The sequence below is a fragment of the Escherichia sp. WS1451 genome (assembly GCF_046487365.1).
Lineage (GTDB): Bacteria > Pseudomonadota > Gammaproteobacteria > Enterobacterales > Enterobacteriaceae > Escherichia > Escherichia coli.
In genome coordinates this window covers 11568-26686 of the sequence record NZ_JBJQJP010000038.1, presented here as the reverse complement: position 1 = coordinate 26686, position 15119 = coordinate 11568, and the positions used below count along the sequence as shown (strand labels likewise).

The window sequence follows — 15119 nt, the reverse complement described above, 5'->3', positions numbered from 1 at the left end:
ATCAAAATGGTTGTTACCCTGATCCACCCGATCGCGATGGACGACGGTCTGCGTTTCGCAATCCGTGAAGGCGGCCGTACCGTTGGCGCGGGCGTTGTAGCAAAAGTTCTGGGCTAATTACTCGTTAATTAGTTTCGAATTAAAAAGGGCGCTTCGGCGCCCTTTTTGCTGCCCGTAATTTGAGCTCGAAATATTTAGTCGTAATTTCACTCGCTGAACTATGGCGCAAATAAAACTGTGCTATTGTAATCATAACCATTCTCATTTACACTTTGCGCAGAATTTGAACGGGAGCAATCATGTACGTTTGTTTGTGTAATGGTGTAAGTGACAAAAAAATTCGCCAGGCAGTCCGTCAGTTTCATCCGCAATCTTTCCAACAATTGCGTAAGTTTATTCCTGTGGGAAATCAATGCGGTAAGTGCATTCGCGCCGCGCGCGAAGTGATGCAGGACGAGTTGATGCAGATGCCAGAATTTAAAGAGATTGCCTGAAGCCCACGCTTATTTTTTGACATCCCGCTAGCCCCATCTACGCTCTAATAGTGGAAGCGGAGGGACTATAAAATGAAAGGTGATGTTAAAATCATAAATTATCTCAATAAACTATTGGGAAATGAGCTTGTCGCAATCAATCAGTATTTTCTCCATGCCCGGATGTTTAAAAACTGGGGCCTGATGCGTCTCAATGACGTCGAATACCATGAATCTATCGATGAGATGAAACACGCTGATAAATATATCGAGCGTATTTTGTTTTTAGAAGGAATCCCTAACTTACAGGATTTAGGCAAACTGGGGATTGGTGAAGATGTCGAGGAGATGCTGCAATCCGACCTGCGATTAGAACTGGAAGGCGCTAAGGATCTCCGTGAGGCTATCGCGTATGCCGACAGCGTTCATGACTATGTTAGCCGTGATATGATGATCGAGATCCTTGCCGATGAAGAAGGTCATATTGACTGGCTCGAAACTGAGCTGGATCTCATCGGTAAAATCGGTCTACAAAATTACCTGCAATCACAAATAAAAGTTAAAGATTAACGGCCTGCCAGCAAACTATCCCAGCCTACAACGAAACCCGCAGCCGCCAGAAATGGCCCAAACGGCAGCGGGTTTTTTAATGACTCTTTTCCTCTCATGAGCAGACCAATAACTACGGCTCCGCAAGCGAATGAGGCAGCAAGGAAAACCAGTCGTGGCAAGAAGGTCCATGTATGCCAGGCACCAAGGGCGGCGAGAAACTTCACATCACCATAGCCTAATCCTTCTTTATGACGCAGTATGCGATACCCCCAGTAAATGACAGCGAATGTGCCGTAACCAATAATCGCCCCCCATAACGCATCGGCTAAACCGTCAGGATTACAAACTTGATAGAACAAAAGACCTGACCAGAGTAACGGGCACGTAAATCTGTCAGGTAACAAGCCATGCTTTGCATCCCAGAAAAAAAGTAGGGCTGATAAACAAGCGTACAAAATCAGAAAGGGAAGGGTAGCGTCCATAAAACATCCTCTGTAATTGGAGTATCACCATCGAATAACTCCGGATGCTCAGCAACAGAGAAATCGCTGATTTGTTAACCTGGTTCCGGTGAAAAACGCTATCTTCACAACTTTACAAATTTCGTGGAATACAGCTCGCAATCTGCGTGTTGCGATTAATTTCTACCCGATGCTTGCGTCAGGCTCAGATTTGCGTATAATGCGCGGGCTTGTCGTAGTTGACAGCAGGTTCAATCTGAACCTCAGTTAGCCGAATTTGGCTACCTAACAATGCTCCCAATCGGGGAGCTACGTAAGAACGGTTACACTCTCCCATCAATCGTAATGGGTCTGAGGAGTAATCATTTTCGTTTATAAAATAATTGGAGCTCTGGTCTCATGCAGAACCAAAGAATCCGTATCCGCCTGAAAGCGTTTGATCATCGTCTGATCGATCAAGCAACCGCGGAAATCGTCGAGACTGCCAAGCGCACTGGTGCGCAGGTCCGTGGTCCGATCCCGCTGCCGACACGCAAAGAGCGCTTCACTGTTCTGATCTCCCCGCACGTCAACAAAGACGCGCGCGATCAGTACGAAATCCGTACTCACTTGCGTCTGGTTGACATCGTTGAGCCAACCGAGAAAACCGTTGATGCTCTGATGCGTCTGGATCTGGCTGCCGGTGTAGACGTGCAGATCAGCCTGGGTTAATCAGGTCATTGAGCGATTGAGAGGTTGAAACAATGATTGGTTTAGTCGGTAAAAAAGTGGGTATGACCCGTATCTTCACAGAAGACGGCGTTTCTATCCCAGTAACCGTAATCGAAGTTGAAGCAAACCGCGTTACTCAGGTTAAAGACCTGGCTAACGATGGCTACCGTGCTATTCAGGTAACCACCGGTGCTAAAAAAGCTAACCGTGTGACCAAGCCTGAAGCTGGCCACTTCGCTAAAGCTGGCGTAGAAGCTGGCCGTGGTCTGTGGGAATTCCGCCTGGCTGAAGGCGAAGAGTTCACTGTAGGTCAGAGCATTAGCGTTGAACTGTTTGCTGACGTTAAAAAAGTTGACGTAACTGGCACCTCTAAAGGTAAAGGTTTCGCAGGTACCGTTAAGCGCTGGAACTTCCGTACCCAGGACGCTACTCACGGTAACTCCTTGTCTCACCGCGTTCCGGGTTCTATCGGTCAGAACCAGACTCCGGGCAAAGTGTTCAAAGGCAAGAAAATGGCAGGTCAGATGGGTAACGAACGTGTAACCGTTCAGAGCCTTGACGTAGTACGCGTTGACGCTGAGCGCAACCTGCTGCTGGTTAAAGGTGCTGTCCCGGGTGCAACCGGTAGCGACCTGATCGTTAAACCAGCTGTGAAGGCGTAAGGAGATAGCAATGGAATTAGTATTGAAAGACGCGCAGAGCGCGCTGACTGTTTCCGAAACTACCTTCGGTCGTGATTTCAACGAAGCGCTGGTTCACCAGGTTGTTGTTGCTTATGCAGCTGGTGCTCGTCAGGGTACTCGTGCTCAGAAGACTCGTGCTGAAGTAACTGGTTCCGGTAAAAAACCGTGGCGCCAGAAAGGCACCGGCCGTGCGCGTTCTGGTTCTATCAAGAGCCCGATCTGGCGTTCTGGTGGCGTGACCTTTGCTGCTCGTCCGCAGGACCACAGTCAAAAAGTTAACAAGAAGATGTACCGCGGCGCGCTGAAAAGCATCCTGTCCGAACTGGTACGTCAGGATCGTCTGATCGTTGTCGAGAAGTTCTCTGTAGAAGCGCCGAAAACTAAGCTGCTGGCACAGAAACTGAAAGACATGGCTCTGGAAGATGTGCTGATCATCACCGGTGAGCTGGACGAAAACCTGTTCCTGGCTGCGCGCAACCTGCACAAGGTTGACGTACGCGATGCAACTGGTATCGACCCGGTTAGCCTGATCGCCTTCGACAAAGTCGTAATGACTGCTGATGCTGTTAAGCAAGTTGAGGAGATGCTGGCATGATTCGTGAAGAACGTCTGCTGAAGGTGCTGCGTGCACCGCACGTTTCTGAAAAAGCGTCTACTGCGATGGAAAAATCTAACACCATCGTACTCAAAGTTGCTAAAGACGCGACCAAAGCAGAAATCAAAGCTGCTGTGCAGAAACTGTTTGAAGTCGAAGTCGAAGTCGTTAACACCCTGGTAGTTAAAGGGAAAGTTAAACGTCACGGACAGCGTATCGGTCGTCGTAGCGACTGGAAAAAAGCTTACGTCACCCTGAAAGAAGGCCAGAATCTGGACTTCGTTGGCGGCGCTGAGTAAGTCGGAGGAGTAATACAATGGCAGTTGTTAAATGTAAACCGACATCTCCGGGTCGTCGCCACGTTGTTAAAGTGGTTAACCCTGAGCTGCACAAGGGCAAACCTTTTGCTCCGTTGCTGGAAAAAAACAGCAAATCCGGTGGTCGTAACAACAATGGCCGTATCACCACTCGTCATATCGGTGGTGGCCACAAGCAGGCTTACCGTATTGTTGACTTCAAACGCAACAAAGACGGTATCCCGGCAGTTGTTGAACGTCTTGAGTACGATCCGAACCGTTCCGCGAACATCGCGCTGGTTCTGTACAAAGACGGTGAACGCCGTTACATCCTGGCCCCTAAAGGCCTGAAAGCTGGCGACCAGATTCAGTCTGGCGTTGATGCTGCAATCAAACCAGGTAACACCCTGCCGATGCGCAACATCCCGGTTGGTTCTACTGTTCATAACGTAGAAATGAAACCAGGTAAAGGCGGTCAGCTGGCACGTTCCGCTGGTACTTACGTTCAGATCGTTGCTCGTGATGGTGCTTATGTCACCCTGCGTCTGCGTTCTGGTGAAATGCGTAAAGTAGAAGCAGACTGCCGTGCAACTCTGGGCGAAGTTGGCAATGCTGAGCATATGCTGCGCGTTCTGGGTAAAGCAGGTGCTGCACGCTGGCGTGGTGTTCGTCCGACCGTTCGCGGTACCGCGATGAACCCGGTAGACCACCCACATGGTGGTGGTGAAGGTCGTAACTTTGGTAAGCACCCGGTAACTCCGTGGGGCGTTCAGACCAAAGGTAAGAAGACCCGCAGCAACAAGCGTACTGATAAATTCATCGTACGTCGCCGTAGCAAATAATTTTAGAGGATAAGCCATGCCACGTTCTCTCAAGAAAGGTCCTTTTATTGACCTGCACTTGCTGAAGAAGGTAGAGAAAGCGGTGGAAAGCGGAGACAAGAAGCCCCTGCGCACTTGGTCCCGTCGTTCAACGATCTTTCCTAACATGATCGGTTTGACCATCGCTGTCCATAATGGTCGTCAGCACGTTCCGGTATTTGTAACCGACGAAATGGTCGGTCACAAACTGGGTGAATTCGCACCGACTCGTACTTATCGCGGCCACGCTGCTGATAAAAAAGCGAAGAAGAAATAAGGTAGGAGGAAGAGATGGAAACTATCGCTAAACATCGCCATGCTCGTTCTTCTGCTCAGAAGGTTCGCCTTGTTGCTGACCTGATTCGCGGTAAGAAAGTGTCGCAGGCTCTGGATATTTTGACCTACACCAACAAGAAAGCGGCTGTACTGGTCAAGAAAGTTCTGGAATCTGCCATTGCTAACGCTGAACACAACGATGGCGCTGACATTGACGATCTGAAAGTTACGAAAATTTTCGTAGACGAAGGCCCGAGCATGAAGCGCATTATGCCGCGTGCAAAAGGTCGTGCAGATCGCATCCTGAAGCGCACCAGCCACATCACTGTGGTTGTGTCCGATCGCTGAGACTCTGGAGACTAGCAATGGGTCAGAAAGTACATCCTAATGGTATTCGCCTGGGTATTGTAAAACCATGGAACTCTACCTGGTTTGCGAACACCAAAGAATTCGCTGACAACCTGGACAGCGATTTTAAAGTACGTCAGTACCTGACTAAGGAACTGGCTAAAGCGTCCGTATCTCGTATCGTTATCGAGCGTCCGGCTAAGAGCATCCGTGTAACCATTCACACTGCTCGCCCGGGTATCGTTATCGGTAAAAAAGGTGAAGACGTAGAAAAACTGCGTAAGGTCGTAGCGGACATCGCTGGCGTTCCTGCACAGATCAACATCGCCGAAGTTCGTAAGCCTGAACTGGACGCAAAACTGGTTGCTGACAGCATCACTTCTCAGCTGGAACGTCGCGTTATGTTCCGTCGTGCTATGAAGCGTGCTGTACAGAACGCAATGCGTCTGGGCGCTAAAGGTATTAAAGTTGAAGTTAGCGGCCGTCTGGGCGGCGCGGAAATCGCACGTACCGAATGGTACCGCGAAGGTCGCGTACCGCTGCACACTTTGCGTGCTGACATCGACTACAACACCTCTGAAGCGCACACCACTTACGGTGTAATCGGCGTTAAAGTGTGGATCTTCAAAGGCGAGATCCTGGGTGGTATGGCTGCTGTTGAACAACCGGAAAAACCGGCTGCTCAGCCTAAAAAGCAGCAGCGTAAAGGCCGTAAATAAGGAGCGTCGCTGATGTTACAACCAAAGCGTACAAAATTCCGTAAAATGCACAAAGGCCGTAACCGCGGTCTGGCGCAGGGTACGGATGTTAGCTTCGGCAGCTTCGGTCTGAAAGCTGTTGGCCGTGGTCGTCTGACTGCACGTCAGATCGAAGCAGCACGTCGTGCTATGACCCGTGCAGTTAAGCGTCAAGGTAAGATCTGGATCCGTGTGTTCCCGGACAAACCGATCACTGAAAAGCCGCTGGCAGTGCGTATGGGTAAAGGTAAAGGTAACGTGGAGTATTGGGTTGCCTTGATTCAGCCGGGTAAAGTCCTGTATGAAATGGACGGTGTTCCGGAAGAGCTGGCCCGTGAAGCATTCAAGCTGGCAGCAGCGAAACTGCCGATTAAAACCACCTTTGTAACTAAGACGGTGATGTAATGAAAGCAAAAGAGCTGCGTGAGAAGAGCGTTGAAGAGCTGAACACCGAGCTGCTGAACCTGCTGCGTGAGCAGTTCAACCTGCGTATGCAGGCTGCAAGTGGCCAGCTGCAACAGTCTCACCTGTTGAAGCAAGTGCGTCGCGATGTCGCACGCGTTAAGACTTTACTGAACGAGAAGGCGGGTGCGTAATGACCGATAAAATCCGTACTCTGCAAGGTCGCGTTGTTAGCGACAAAATGGAGAAATCCATTGTTGTTGCTATCGAACGTTTTGTGAAACACCCGATCTACGGTAAATTCATCAAGCGTACGACCAAACTGCACGTACATGACGAGAACAACGAATGCGGTATCGGTGACGTGGTTGAAATCCGCGAATGCCGTCCGCTGTCCAAGACTAAATCCTGGACGCTGGTTCGCGTTGTAGAGAAAGCGGTTCTGTAATACAGTACACTCTCTCGATACGAATAAACGGCTCAGAAATGAGCCGTTTATTTTTTCTACCCATATCCTTGAAGCGGTGTTATAATGCCGCGCCCTCGATATGGGGATTTTTAACGACCTGATTTTCGGGTCTCAGTAGTAGTTGACATTAGCGGAGCACTAAAATGATCCAAGAACAGACTATGCTGAACGTCGCCGACAACTCCGGTGCACGTCGCGTAATGTGTATCAAGGTTCTGGGTGGCTCGCACCGTCGCTACGCAGGCGTAGGCGACATCATCAAGATCACCATCAAAGAAGCAATTCCGCGTGGTAAGGTCAAAAAAGGTGATGTGCTGAAGGCGGTAGTGGTGCGCACCAAGAAGGGTGTTCGTCGCCCGGACGGTTCTGTCATTCGCTTCGATGGTAATGCTTGTGTTCTTCTGAACAACAACAGCGAGCAGCCTATCGGTACGCGTATTTTTGGGCCGGTAACTCGTGAGCTTCGTAGTGAGAAGTTCATGAAAATTATCTCTCTGGCACCAGAAGTACTCTAAGGAGCGAATCATGGCAGCGAAAATCCGTCGTGATGACGAAGTTATCGTGTTAACCGGTAAAGATAAAGGTAAACGCGGTAAAGTTAAGAATGTCCTGTCTTCCGGCAAGGTCATTGTTGAAGGTATCAACCTGGTTAAGAAACATCAGAAGCCGGTTCCGGCCCTGAACCAACCGGGTGGCATCGTTGAAAAAGAAGCCGCTATTCAGGTTTCCAACGTAGCAATCTTCAATGCGGCAACCGGCAAGGCTGACCGTGTAGGCTTTAGATTCGAAGACGGTAAAAAAGTCCGTTTCTTCAAGTCTAACAGCGAAACTATCAAGTAATTTGGAGTAGTACGATGGCGAAACTGCATGATTACTACAAAGACGAAGTAGTTAAAAAACTCATGACTGAGTTTAACTACAATTCTGTCATGCAAGTCCCTCGGGTCGAGAAGATCACCCTGAACATGGGTGTTGGTGAAGCGATCGCTGACAAAAAACTGCTGGATAACGCAGCAGCAGACCTGGCAGCAATCTCCGGTCAAAAACCGCTGATCACCAAAGCACGCAAATCTGTTGCAGGCTTCAAAATCCGTCAGGGCTATCCGATCGGCTGTAAAGTAACTCTGCGTGGCGAACGCATGTGGGAGTTCTTTGAGCGCCTGATCACTATTGCTGTACCTCGTATCCGTGACTTCCGTGGCCTGTCCGCTAAGTCTTTCGACGGTCGTGGTAACTACAGCATGGGTGTCCGTGAGCAGATCATCTTCCCAGAAATCGACTACGATAAAGTCGACCGCGTTCGTGGTTTGGATATTACCATTACCACTACTGCGAAATCTGACGAAGAAGGCCGCGCTCTGCTGGCTGCCTTTGACTTCCCGTTCCGCAAGTAAGGTAGGGTTACTAAATGGCTAAGCAATCAATGAAAGCACGCGAAGTAAAACGCGTAGCTTTAGCTGATAAATACTTCGCGAAACGCGCTGAACTGAAAGCGATCATCTCTGATGTGAACGCTTCCGACGAAGATCGTTGGAACGCTGTTCTCAAGCTGCAGACTCTGCCGCGTGATTCCAGCCCGTCTCGTCAGCGTAACCGCTGCCGTCAAACAGGTCGTCCGCATGGTTTCCTGCGGAAGTTCGGGTTGAGCCGTATTAAGGTCCGTGAAGCCGCTATGCGCGGTGAAATCCCGGGTCTGAAAAAGGCTAGCTGGTAATTGTCACCAATTGAATCACGGGAGTAAAGACAGATGAGCATGCAAGATCCGATCGCGGATATGCTGACCCGTATCCGTAACGGTCAGGCCGCGAACAAAGCTGCGGTCACCATGCCTTCCTCCAAGCTGAAAGTGGCAATCGCCAACGTGCTGAAGGAAGAAGGTTTTATTGAAGATTTTAAAGTTGAAGGCGACACCAAGCCTGAACTGGAACTTACTCTGAAGTATTTCCAGGGCAAAGCTGTTGTAGAAAGCATTCAGCGTGTCAGCCGCCCAGGTCTGCGCATCTATAAACGTAAAGATGAGCTGCCGAAAGTTATGGCGGGTCTGGGTATCGCAGTTGTTTCTACCTCTAAAGGTGTTATGACTGATCGTGCAGCGCGCCAGGCTGGTCTTGGTGGCGAAATTATCTGCTACGTAGCCTAATCGGAGGAAAAAATGTCTCGTGTTGCTAAAGCACCGGTCGTTGTTCCTGCCGGCGTTGACGTAAAAATCAACGGTCAGGTTATTACGATCAAAGGTAAAAACGGCGAGCTGACTCGTACTCTCAACGATGCTGTTGAAGTTAAACATGCAGATAATACCCTGACCTTCGGTCCGCGTGATGGTTACGCAGACGGTTGGGCACAGGCTGGTACCGCGCGTGCCCTGCTGAACTCAATGGTTATCGGTGTTACCGAAGGCTTCACTAAGAAGCTGCAGCTGGTTGGTGTAGGTTACCGTGCAGCGGTTAAAGGCAATGTGATTAACCTGTCTCTGGGTTTCTCTCATCCTGTTGACCATCAGCTGCCTGCGGGTATCACTGCTGAATGTCCGACTCAGACTGAAATCGTGCTGAAAGGCGCTGATAAGCAGGTGATCGGCCAGGTTGCAGCGGATCTGCGCGCCTACCGTCGTCCTGAGCCTTACAAAGGCAAGGGTGTTCGTTACGCCGACGAAGTCGTGCGTACCAAAGAGGCTAAGAAGAAGTAAGGTAACACTATGGATAAGAAATCTGCTCGTATCCGTCGTGCGACCCGCGCACGCCGCAAGCTCCAGGAGCTGGGCGCAACTCGCCTGGTGGTACATCGTACCCCGCGTCACATTTACGCACAGGTAATTGCACCGAACGGTTCTGAAGTTCTGGTAGCTGCTTCTACTGTAGAAAAAGCTATCGCTGAACAACTGAAGTACACCGGTAACAAAGACGCGGCTGCAGCTGTGGGTAAAGCTGTCGCTGAACGCGCTCTGGAAAAAGGCATCAAAGATGTATCCTTTGACCGTTCCGGGTTCCAATATCATGGTCGTGTCCAGGCACTGGCAGATGCTGCCCGTGAAGCTGGCCTTCAGTTCTAAGGTAGAGGTGTAAGATGGCTCACATCGAAAAACAAGCTGGCGAACTGCAGGAAAAGCTGATCGCGGTAAACCGCGTATCTAAAACCGTTAAAGGTGGTCGTATTTTCTCCTTCACAGCTCTGACTGTAGTTGGCGATGGTAACGGTCGCGTTGGTTTTGGTTACGGTAAAGCGCGTGAAGTTCCAGCAGCGATCCAGAAAGCGATGGAAAAAGCCCGTCGCAATATGATTAACGTCGCGCTGAATAACGGCACTCTGCAACACCCTGTTAAAGGTGTTCACACGGGTTCTCGCGTATTCATGCAGCCGGCTTCCGAAGGTACCGGTATCATCGCCGGTGGTGCAATGCGCGCCGTTCTGGAAGTCGCTGGGGTTCATAACGTTCTGGCAAAAGCATATGGTTCCACCAACCCGATTAACGTGGTTCGTGCAACTATCGATGGCCTGGAAAATATGAATTCTCCAGAAATGGTCGCTGCCAAGCGTGGTAAATCCGTTGAAGAAATTCTGGGGAAATAAACCATGGCAAAGACTATTAAAATTACTCAAACCCGCAGTGCAATCGGTCGTCTGCCGAAACACAAGGCAACGCTGCTTGGCCTGGGTCTGCGTCGTATTGGTCACACCGTAGAGCGCGAGGATACTCCTGCTATTCGCGGTATGATCAACGCGGTTTCCTTCATGGTTAAAGTTGAGGAGTAAGAGATGCGTTTAAATACTCTGTCTCCGGCCGAAGGCTCCAAAAAGGCGGGTAAACGCCTGGGTCGTGGTATCGGTTCTGGCCTCGGTAAAACCGGTGGTCGTGGTCACAAAGGTCAGAAGTCTCGTTCTGGCGGTGGCGTACGTCGCGGTTTCGAGGGTGGTCAGATGCCTCTGTACCGTCGTCTGCCGAAATTCGGCTTCACTTCTCGTAAAGCAGCGATTACAGCCGAAGTTCGTCTGTCTGACCTGGCTAAAGTAGAAGGCGGTGTTGTAGACCTGAACACGCTGAAAGCGGCTAACATTATCGGTATCCAGATCGAGTTCGCGAAAGTGATCCTGGCTGGCGAAGTAACTACTCCGGTAACTGTTCGTGGCCTGCGTGTTACTAAAGGCGCTCGTGCTGCTATCGAAGCTGCTGGCGGTAAAATCGAGGAATAAGTAGCAGATGGCTAAACAACCGGGATTAGATTTTCAAAGTGCCAAAGGTGGCTTAGGCGAGCTGAAACGCAGACTGCTGTTTGTTATCGGTGCGCTGATTGTGTTCCGTATTGGCTCTTTTATTCCGATCCCTGGTATTGATGCCGCTGTACTTGCCAAACTGCTTGAGCAACAGCGAGGCACCATCATTGAAATGTTTAACATGTTCTCTGGTGGTGCTCTCAGCCGTGCTTCTATCTTTGCTCTGGGGATCATGCCGTATATTTCGGCATCGATCATTATCCAGCTGCTGACGGTGGTTCACCCAACGTTGGCAGAAATTAAGAAAGAAGGGGAGTCTGGTCGTCGTAAGATCAGCCAGTACACCCGCTACGGTACTCTGGTGCTGGCAATATTCCAGTCGATCGGTATTGCTACCGGTCTGCCGAATATGCCTGGTATGCAAGGCCTGGTGATTAACCCGGGCTTTGCATTCTACTTCACCGCTGTTGTAAGTCTGGTCACAGGAACCATGTTCCTGATGTGGTTGGGCGAACAGATTACTGAACGAGGTATCGGCAACGGTATTTCAATCATTATCTTCGCCGGTATTGTCGCGGGACTCCCGCCAGCCATTGCCCATACTATCGAGCAAGCGCGTCAAGGCGACCTGCACTTCCTCGTGTTGCTGTTGGTTGCAGTATTAGTATTTGCAGTGACGTTCTTTGTTGTATTTGTTGAGCGTGGTCAACGCCGCATTGTGGTAAACTACGCGAAACGTCAGCAAGGTCGTCGTGTCTATGCTGCACAGAGCACACATTTACCGCTGAAAGTGAATATGGCGGGGGTAATCCCGGCAATCTTCGCTTCCAGTATTATTCTGTTCCCGGCGACCATCGCGTCATGGTTCGGGGGCGGTACTGGTTGGAACTGGCTGACAACAATTTCGCTGTATTTGCAGCCTGGGCAACCGCTTTATGTGTTACTCTATGCGTCTGCAATCATCTTCTTCTGTTTCTTCTACACGGCGTTGGTTTTCAACCCGCGTGAAACAGCAGATAACCTGAAGAAGTCCGGTGCATTTGTACCAGGAATTCGTCCGGGAGAGCAAACGGCGAAGTATATCGATAAAGTAATGACCCGCCTGACCTTGGTTGGTGCGCTGTACATTACTTTTATCTGCCTGATCCCGGAGTTCATGCGTGATGCAATGAAAGTACCGTTCTACTTCGGTGGGACCTCACTGCTTATCGTTGTTGTCGTGATTATGGACTTTATGGCTCAAGTGCAAACTCTGATGATGTCCAGTCAGTATGAGTCTGCATTGAAGAAGGCGAACCTGAAAGGCTACGGCCGATAATTGGTCGCCCGAGAAGTTACGGAGAGTAAAAATGAAAGTTCGTGCTTCCGTCAAGAAATTATGCCGTAACTGCAAAATCGTTAAGCGTGATGGTGTCATCCGTGTGATTTGCAGTGCCGAGCCGAAGCATAAACAGCGCCAAGGCTGATTTTTTCGCATATTTTTCTTGCAAAGTTGGGTTGAGCTGGCTAGATTAGCCAGCCAATCTTTTGTATGTCTGTGCGTTTCCATTTGAGTATCCTGAAAACGGGCTTTTCAGCATGGAACGTACATATTAAATAGTAGGAGTGCATAGTGGCCCGTATAGCAGGCATTAACATTCCTGATCATAAGCATGCCGTAATCGCATTAACTTCGATTTATGGCGTCGGCAAGACCCGTTCTAAAGCCATCCTGGCTGCAGCGGGTATCGCTGAAGATGTTAAGATCAGTGAGCTGTCTGAAGGACAAATCGACACGCTGCGTGACGAAGTTGCCAAATTTGTCGTTGAAGGTGATCTGCGCCGTGAAATCAGCATGAGCATCAAGCGCCTGATGGATCTTGGTTGCTATCGCGGTTTGCGTCATCGTCGTGGTCTCCCGGTTCGCGGTCAGCGTACCAAGACCAACGCACGTACCCGTAAGGGTCCGCGCAAACCGATCAAGAAATAATCGGGGTGATTGAATAATGGCAAAGGCACCAATTCGTGCACGTAAACGTGTAAGAAAACAAGTCTCTGACGGCGTGGCTCATATCCATGCTTCTTTCAACAACACCATCGTGACTATCACTGATCGTCAGGGTAACGCGTTGGGTTGGGCAACAGCCGGTGGTTCCGGTTTCCGTGGTTCTCGCAAATCCACTCCGTTTGCAGCTCAGGTTGCAGCAGAGCGTTGCGCTGACGCCGTGAAAGAATACGGCATCAAGAATCTGGAAGTTATGGTTAAAGGTCCGGGTCCAGGCCGCGAATCTACTATTCGTGCTCTGAACGCCGCAGGTTTCCGCATCACTAACATTACTGATGTGACTCCGATCCCTCATAACGGTTGTCGTCCGCCGAAAAAACGTCGCGTATAACGCCTCGTTTTCCAGGTTTGTTGGAGAAAGAAAATGGCAAGATATTTGGGTCCTAAGCTCAAGCTGAGCCGTCGTGAGGGCACCGACTTATTCCTTAAGTCTGGCGTTCGCGCGATCGATACCAAGTGTAAAATTGAACAAGCTCCTGGCCAGCACGGTGCGCGTAAACCGCGTCTGTCTGACTATGGTGTGCAGTTGCGTGAAAAGCAAAAAGTTCGCCGTATCTATGGTGTGCTGGAGCGTCAGTTCCGTAACTACTACAAAGAAGCAGCACGTCTGAAAGGCAACACCGGTGAAAACCTGTTGGCTCTGCTGGAAGGTCGTCTGGACAACGTTGTATACCGTATGGGCTTCGGTGCCACTCGTGCAGAAGCACGTCAGCTGGTTAGCCATAAAGCAATTATGGTAAACGGTCGTGTTGTTAACATCGCTTCTTATCAGGTTAGTCCGAATGACGTTGTAAGCATTCGTGAGAAAGCGAAGAAGCAGTCTCGCGTGAAAGCCGCTCTGGAGCTGGCTGAGCAGCGTGAAAAGCCAACCTGGCTGGAAGTTGATGCTGGCAAGATGGAAGGTACGTTTAAGCGTAAGCCGGAGCGTTCTGATCTGTCTGCGGACATTAACGAACACCTGATCGTCGAGCTTTACTCCAAGTAAAGCTTAGTACCAAAGAGAGGACACAATGCAGGGTTCTGTGACAGAGTTTCTAAAACCGCGCCTGGTTGATATCGAGCAAGTGAGTTCGACGCACGCCAAGGTGACCCTTGAGCCTTTAGAGCGTGGCTTTGGCCATACTCTGGGTAACGCACTGCGCCGTATTCTGCTCTCATCGATGCCGGGTTGCGCGGTGACCGAGGTTGAGATTGATGGTGTACTACATGAGTACAGCACCAAAGAAGGCGTTCAGGAAGATATCCTGGAAATCCTGCTCAACCTGAAAGGGCTGGCGGTGAGAGTTCAGGGCAAAGATGAAGTTATTCTTACCTTGAATAAATCTGGCATTGGCCCTGTGACTGCAGCCGATATCACCCACGACGGTGATGTCGAAATCGTCAAGCCGCAGCACGTGATCTGCCACCTGACCGATGAGAACGCGTCTATTAGCATGCGTATCAAAGTTCAGCGCGGTCGTGGTTATGTGCCGGCTTCTACCCGAATTCATTCGGAAGAAGATGAGCGCCCAATCGGCCGTCTGCTGGTCGACGCATGCTACAGCCCTGTGGAGCGTATTGCCTACAATGTTGAAGCAGCGCGTGTAGAACAGCGTACCGACCTGGACAAGCTGGTCATCGAAATGGAAACCAACGGCACAATCGATCCTGAAGAGGCGATTCGTCGTGCGGCAACCATTCTGGCTGAACAACTGGAAGCTTTCGTTGACTTACGTGATGTACGTCAGCCTGAAGTGAAAGAAGAGAAACCAGAGTTCGATCCGATCCTGCTGCGCCCTGTTGACGATCTGGAATTGACTGTCCGCTCTGCTAACTGCCTTAAAGCAGAAGCTATCCACTATATCGGTGATCTGGTACAGCGTACCGAGGTTGAGCTCCTTAAAACGCCTAACCTTGGTAAAAAATCTCTTACTGAGATTAAAGACGTGCTGGCTTCCCGTGGACTGTCTCTGGGCATGCGCCTGGAAAACTGGCCACCGGCAAGCATCGCTGACGAGTAACCG

The 15119-nt window shown here is 50.1% G+C and carries 31 protein-coding genes; 30 read left to right on the top strand and 1 reads right to left on the bottom strand.

Features of this window, described 5'->3' with window-relative positions; translation table 11 throughout:
- The 3 genes from ACJHX7_RS25345 to bfr all read left to right on the top strand — a co-directional run.
- Positions 1–117 (top strand): elongation factor Tu (locus ACJHX7_RS25345; protein WP_000531011.1); only part of this gene is annotated, 117 nt, incomplete at its 5' end.
- Positions 118–299: 182 nt separating this feature from the next.
- A complete protein-coding gene (bfd, locus tag ACJHX7_RS25340) occupies positions 300–494 on the top strand; it encodes a bacterioferritin-associated ferredoxin (protein ID WP_000289090.1) in 195 nt (64 codons plus the stop codon).
- A 72-nt stretch (positions 495–566) separates the two neighbouring features.
- The gene (gene bfr / locus ACJHX7_RS25335) at positions 567–1043 is read left to right on the top strand and encodes a bacterioferritin (protein WP_000675515.1); all 477 of its coding nucleotides are present in this window, start codon (positions 567–569) and stop codon (positions 1041–1043) included.
- On the opposite strand, the gene ACJHX7_RS25330 is transcribed toward bfr, so the two are convergent.
- Positions 1040–1507 (bottom strand): prepilin peptidase, encoded by a 468-nt coding sequence (locus tag ACJHX7_RS25330; RefSeq protein ID WP_000340159.1) that lies wholly within the window; start codon positions 1505–1507, stop codon positions 1040–1042. The two genes, bfr and ACJHX7_RS25330, sit on opposite strands and share 4 nt — an antisense overlap.
- Positions 1508–1885: 378 nt before the next feature.
- On the opposite strand from ACJHX7_RS25330, the gene rpsJ reads away from it, so the two are divergent.
- The 27 genes from rpsJ (at position 1886) to ACJHX7_RS25195 (ending at position 15116) form a co-directional block, all read left to right on the top strand.
- Complete coding sequence (gene rpsJ / locus ACJHX7_RS25325) at positions 1886–2197, top strand: 30S ribosomal protein S10 (protein ID WP_001181004.1); 312 nt, start codon at positions 1886–1888, stop codon at positions 2195–2197.
- Between the two features lie 32 nt (positions 2198–2229).
- Positions 2230–2859, top strand: coding sequence for a 50S ribosomal protein L3 (gene rplC, locus ACJHX7_RS25320; protein ID WP_000579833.1), 630 nt, complete (start codon positions 2230–2232; stop codon positions 2857–2859).
- Positions 2860–2869: 10 nt separating this feature from the next.
- Positions 2870–3475: a 50S ribosomal protein L4 gene (gene rplD / locus ACJHX7_RS25315; RefSeq protein WP_000424395.1), complete on the top strand. Its 606-nt coding sequence runs from the start codon at positions 2870–2872 to the stop codon at positions 3473–3475.
- Complete coding sequence (gene rplW / locus ACJHX7_RS25310; protein WP_000617544.1) at positions 3472–3774, top strand: 50S ribosomal protein L23; 303 nt, start codon at positions 3472–3474, stop codon at positions 3772–3774. Before rplD ends, rplW begins: the two co-directional genes overlap by 4 nt.
- A 17-nt stretch (positions 3775–3791) precedes the next feature.
- Positions 3792–4613: a 50S ribosomal protein L2 gene (gene rplB / locus ACJHX7_RS25305; protein ID WP_000301864.1), complete on the top strand. Its 822-nt coding sequence runs from the start codon at positions 3792–3794 to the stop codon at positions 4611–4613.
- A 16-nt stretch (positions 4614–4629) separates the two neighbouring features.
- A complete protein-coding gene (gene rpsS, locus ACJHX7_RS25300; protein WP_001138117.1) occupies positions 4630–4908 on the top strand; it encodes a 30S ribosomal protein S19 in 279 nt (92 codons plus the stop codon).
- 14 nt (positions 4909–4922) lie between these two features.
- Positions 4923–5255 carry a 50S ribosomal protein L22 gene (gene rplV / locus ACJHX7_RS25295; protein WP_000447529.1) on the top strand — a complete coding sequence of 111 codons (333 nt, stop codon included), beginning with the start codon at positions 4923–4925 and terminating at the stop codon, positions 5253–5255.
- A gap of 17 nt (positions 5256–5272) precedes the next feature.
- Positions 5273–5974, top strand: coding sequence for a 30S ribosomal protein S3 (gene rpsC, locus ACJHX7_RS25290; protein ID WP_000529945.1), 702 nt, complete (start codon positions 5273–5275; stop codon positions 5972–5974).
- Positions 5975–5986: 12 nt separating this feature from the next.
- On the top strand, positions 5987–6397 hold the full coding sequence (gene rplP / locus ACJHX7_RS25285) for a 50S ribosomal protein L16 (protein ID WP_000941212.1): 411 nt from the start codon (positions 5987–5989) through the stop codon (positions 6395–6397).
- Positions 6397–6588, top strand: coding sequence for a 50S ribosomal protein L29 (rpmC, locus tag ACJHX7_RS25280; RefSeq protein WP_000644741.1), 192 nt, complete (start codon positions 6397–6399; stop codon positions 6586–6588). Before rplP ends, rpmC begins: the two co-directional genes overlap by 1 nt.
- Positions 6588–6842 (top strand): 30S ribosomal protein S17, encoded by a 255-nt coding sequence (rpsQ, locus tag ACJHX7_RS25275; protein WP_000130100.1) that lies wholly within the window; start codon positions 6588–6590, stop codon positions 6840–6842. The genes rpmC and rpsQ overlap by 1 nt, the downstream gene beginning before the upstream one ends.
- Positions 6843–7006: 164 nt before the next feature.
- Entirely contained in the window at positions 7007–7378 is a 372-nt protein-coding gene (rplN, locus tag ACJHX7_RS25270; protein ID WP_000613955.1) for a 50S ribosomal protein L14, read from the top strand.
- Between the two features lie 10 nt (positions 7379–7388).
- Positions 7389–7703, top strand: a complete 315-nt coding sequence (gene rplX, locus ACJHX7_RS25265) for a 50S ribosomal protein L24 (protein WP_000729185.1) — start codon at positions 7389–7391, stop codon at positions 7701–7703.
- A 14-nt stretch (positions 7704–7717) separates the two neighbouring features.
- Positions 7718–8257: a 50S ribosomal protein L5 gene (rplE, locus tag ACJHX7_RS25260; RefSeq protein ID WP_001096200.1), complete on the top strand. Its 540-nt coding sequence runs from the start codon at positions 7718–7720 to the stop codon at positions 8255–8257.
- 14 nt (positions 8258–8271) lie between these two features.
- Positions 8272–8577, top strand: coding sequence for a 30S ribosomal protein S14 (gene rpsN, locus ACJHX7_RS25255; protein WP_001118930.1), 306 nt, complete (start codon positions 8272–8274; stop codon positions 8575–8577).
- 33 nt (positions 8578–8610) lie between these two features.
- Positions 8611–9003, top strand: a complete 393-nt coding sequence (gene rpsH / locus ACJHX7_RS25250) for a 30S ribosomal protein S8 (RefSeq protein ID WP_000062611.1) — start codon at positions 8611–8613, stop codon at positions 9001–9003.
- Positions 9004–9015: 12 nt separating this feature from the next.
- The gene (gene rplF / locus ACJHX7_RS25245; RefSeq protein ID WP_000091945.1) at positions 9016–9549 is read left to right on the top strand and encodes a 50S ribosomal protein L6; all 534 of its coding nucleotides are present in this window, start codon (positions 9016–9018) and stop codon (positions 9547–9549) included.
- 9 nt (positions 9550–9558) lie between these two features.
- Positions 9559–9912, top strand: coding sequence for a 50S ribosomal protein L18 (gene rplR / locus ACJHX7_RS25240; protein ID WP_000358960.1), 354 nt, complete (start codon positions 9559–9561; stop codon positions 9910–9912).
- Positions 9913–9926: 14 nt separating this feature from the next.
- A complete protein-coding gene (rpsE, locus tag ACJHX7_RS25235; protein ID WP_000940121.1) occupies positions 9927–10430 on the top strand; it encodes a 30S ribosomal protein S5 in 504 nt (167 codons plus the stop codon).
- 3 nt (positions 10431–10433) lie between these two features.
- On the top strand, positions 10434–10613 hold the full coding sequence (rpmD, locus tag ACJHX7_RS25230; RefSeq protein WP_001140433.1) for a 50S ribosomal protein L30: 180 nt from the start codon (positions 10434–10436) through the stop codon (positions 10611–10613).
- A gap of 3 nt (positions 10614–10616) precedes the next feature.
- Complete coding sequence (gene rplO / locus ACJHX7_RS25225; protein ID WP_001238917.1) at positions 10617–11051, top strand: 50S ribosomal protein L15; 435 nt, start codon at positions 10617–10619, stop codon at positions 11049–11051.
- Positions 11052–11058: 7 nt separating this feature from the next.
- Positions 11059–12390, top strand: a complete 1332-nt coding sequence (gene secY / locus ACJHX7_RS25220; protein WP_001118861.1) for a preprotein translocase subunit SecY — start codon at positions 11059–11061, stop codon at positions 12388–12390.
- 31 nt (positions 12391–12421) lie between these two features.
- On the top strand, positions 12422–12538 hold the full coding sequence (gene rpmJ, locus ACJHX7_RS25215; RefSeq protein ID WP_000868187.1) for a 50S ribosomal protein L36: 117 nt from the start codon (positions 12422–12424) through the stop codon (positions 12536–12538).
- A gap of 146 nt (positions 12539–12684) precedes the next feature.
- Complete coding sequence (rpsM, locus tag ACJHX7_RS25210) at positions 12685–13041, top strand: 30S ribosomal protein S13 (RefSeq protein ID WP_000090775.1); 357 nt, start codon at positions 12685–12687, stop codon at positions 13039–13041.
- Positions 13042–13057: 16 nt separating this feature from the next.
- Positions 13058–13447 (top strand): 30S ribosomal protein S11, encoded by a 390-nt coding sequence (gene rpsK / locus ACJHX7_RS25205; protein ID WP_001029684.1) that lies wholly within the window; start codon positions 13058–13060, stop codon positions 13445–13447.
- Between the two features lie 33 nt (positions 13448–13480).
- Positions 13481–14101, top strand: coding sequence for a 30S ribosomal protein S4 (gene rpsD, locus ACJHX7_RS25200; protein ID WP_000135224.1), 621 nt, complete (start codon positions 13481–13483; stop codon positions 14099–14101).
- A gap of 25 nt (positions 14102–14126) precedes the next feature.
- Positions 14127–15116, top strand: a complete 990-nt coding sequence (locus ACJHX7_RS25195; protein ID WP_001162094.1) for a DNA-directed RNA polymerase subunit alpha — start codon at positions 14127–14129, stop codon at positions 15114–15116.
- Positions 15117–15119 lie beyond the last annotated feature (3 nt).

Bases quoted from the DNA above. Each gene is read 5' to 3' on its own strand.
- rplD (WP_000424395.1), top strand. From the start codon at position 2,870: ATGGAATTAGTATTGAAAGACGCGCAGAGCGCGCTGACTGTTTCCGAA.
- rpsD (WP_000135224.1), top strand. From the start codon at position 13,481: ATGGCAAGATATTTGGGTCCTAAGCTCAAGCTGAGCCGTCGTGAGGGC.
- rplF (WP_000091945.1), top strand. From the start codon at position 9,016: ATGTCTCGTGTTGCTAAAGCACCGGTCGTTGTTCCTGCCGGCGTTGAC.
- ACJHX7_RS25330 (WP_000340159.1), bottom strand. From the start codon at position 1,507: ATGGACGCTACCCTTCCCTTTCTGATTTTGTACGCTTGTTTATCAGCC.
- bfd (WP_000289090.1), top strand. From the start codon at position 300: ATGTACGTTTGTTTGTGTAATGGTGTAAGTGACAAAAAAATTCGCCAG.
- rplW (WP_000617544.1), top strand. From the start codon at position 3,472: ATGATTCGTGAAGAACGTCTGCTGAAGGTGCTGCGTGCACCGCACGTT.
- rpmC (WP_000644741.1), top strand. From the start codon at position 6,397: ATGAAAGCAAAAGAGCTGCGTGAGAAGAGCGTTGAAGAGCTGAACACC.
- rplX (WP_000729185.1), top strand. From the start codon at position 7,389: ATGGCAGCGAAAATCCGTCGTGATGACGAAGTTATCGTGTTAACCGGT.
- rpsH (WP_000062611.1), top strand. From the start codon at position 8,611: ATGAGCATGCAAGATCCGATCGCGGATATGCTGACCCGTATCCGTAAC.
- rpsE (WP_000940121.1), top strand. From the start codon at position 9,927: ATGGCTCACATCGAAAAACAAGCTGGCGAACTGCAGGAAAAGCTGATC.
- rplB (WP_000301864.1), top strand. From the start codon at position 3,792: ATGGCAGTTGTTAAATGTAAACCGACATCTCCGGGTCGTCGCCACGTT.
- rpsK (WP_001029684.1), top strand. From the start codon at position 13,058: ATGGCAAAGGCACCAATTCGTGCACGTAAACGTGTAAGAAAACAAGTC.
- rpsS (WP_001138117.1), top strand. From the start codon at position 4,630: ATGCCACGTTCTCTCAAGAAAGGTCCTTTTATTGACCTGCACTTGCTG.
- rpmJ (WP_000868187.1), top strand. From the start codon at position 12,422: ATGAAAGTTCGTGCTTCCGTCAAGAAATTATGCCGTAACTGCAAAATC.
- rplV (WP_000447529.1), top strand. From the start codon at position 4,923: ATGGAAACTATCGCTAAACATCGCCATGCTCGTTCTTCTGCTCAGAAG.
- rpsQ (WP_000130100.1), top strand. From the start codon at position 6,588: ATGACCGATAAAATCCGTACTCTGCAAGGTCGCGTTGTTAGCGACAAA.
- rplR (WP_000358960.1), top strand. From the start codon at position 9,559: ATGGATAAGAAATCTGCTCGTATCCGTCGTGCGACCCGCGCACGCCGC.
- secY (WP_001118861.1), top strand. From the start codon at position 11,059: ATGGCTAAACAACCGGGATTAGATTTTCAAAGTGCCAAAGGTGGCTTA.
- rpsC (WP_000529945.1), top strand. From the start codon at position 5,273: ATGGGTCAGAAAGTACATCCTAATGGTATTCGCCTGGGTATTGTAAAA.
- rplO (WP_001238917.1), top strand. From the start codon at position 10,617: ATGCGTTTAAATACTCTGTCTCCGGCCGAAGGCTCCAAAAAGGCGGGT.
- rplN (WP_000613955.1), top strand. From the start codon at position 7,007: ATGATCCAAGAACAGACTATGCTGAACGTCGCCGACAACTCCGGTGCA.
- rpmD (WP_001140433.1), top strand. From the start codon at position 10,434: ATGGCAAAGACTATTAAAATTACTCAAACCCGCAGTGCAATCGGTCGT.
- rplP (WP_000941212.1), top strand. From the start codon at position 5,987: ATGTTACAACCAAAGCGTACAAAATTCCGTAAAATGCACAAAGGCCGT.
- ACJHX7_RS25195 (WP_001162094.1), top strand. From the start codon at position 14,127: ATGCAGGGTTCTGTGACAGAGTTTCTAAAACCGCGCCTGGTTGATATC.
- rpsN (WP_001118930.1), top strand. From the start codon at position 8,272: ATGGCTAAGCAATCAATGAAAGCACGCGAAGTAAAACGCGTAGCTTTA.
- rpsJ (WP_001181004.1), top strand. From the start codon at position 1,886: ATGCAGAACCAAAGAATCCGTATCCGCCTGAAAGCGTTTGATCATCGT.
- bfr (WP_000675515.1), top strand. From the start codon at position 567: ATGAAAGGTGATGTTAAAATCATAAATTATCTCAATAAACTATTGGGA.
- rplC (WP_000579833.1), top strand. From the start codon at position 2,230: ATGATTGGTTTAGTCGGTAAAAAAGTGGGTATGACCCGTATCTTCACA.
- rplE (WP_001096200.1), top strand. From the start codon at position 7,718: ATGGCGAAACTGCATGATTACTACAAAGACGAAGTAGTTAAAAAACTC.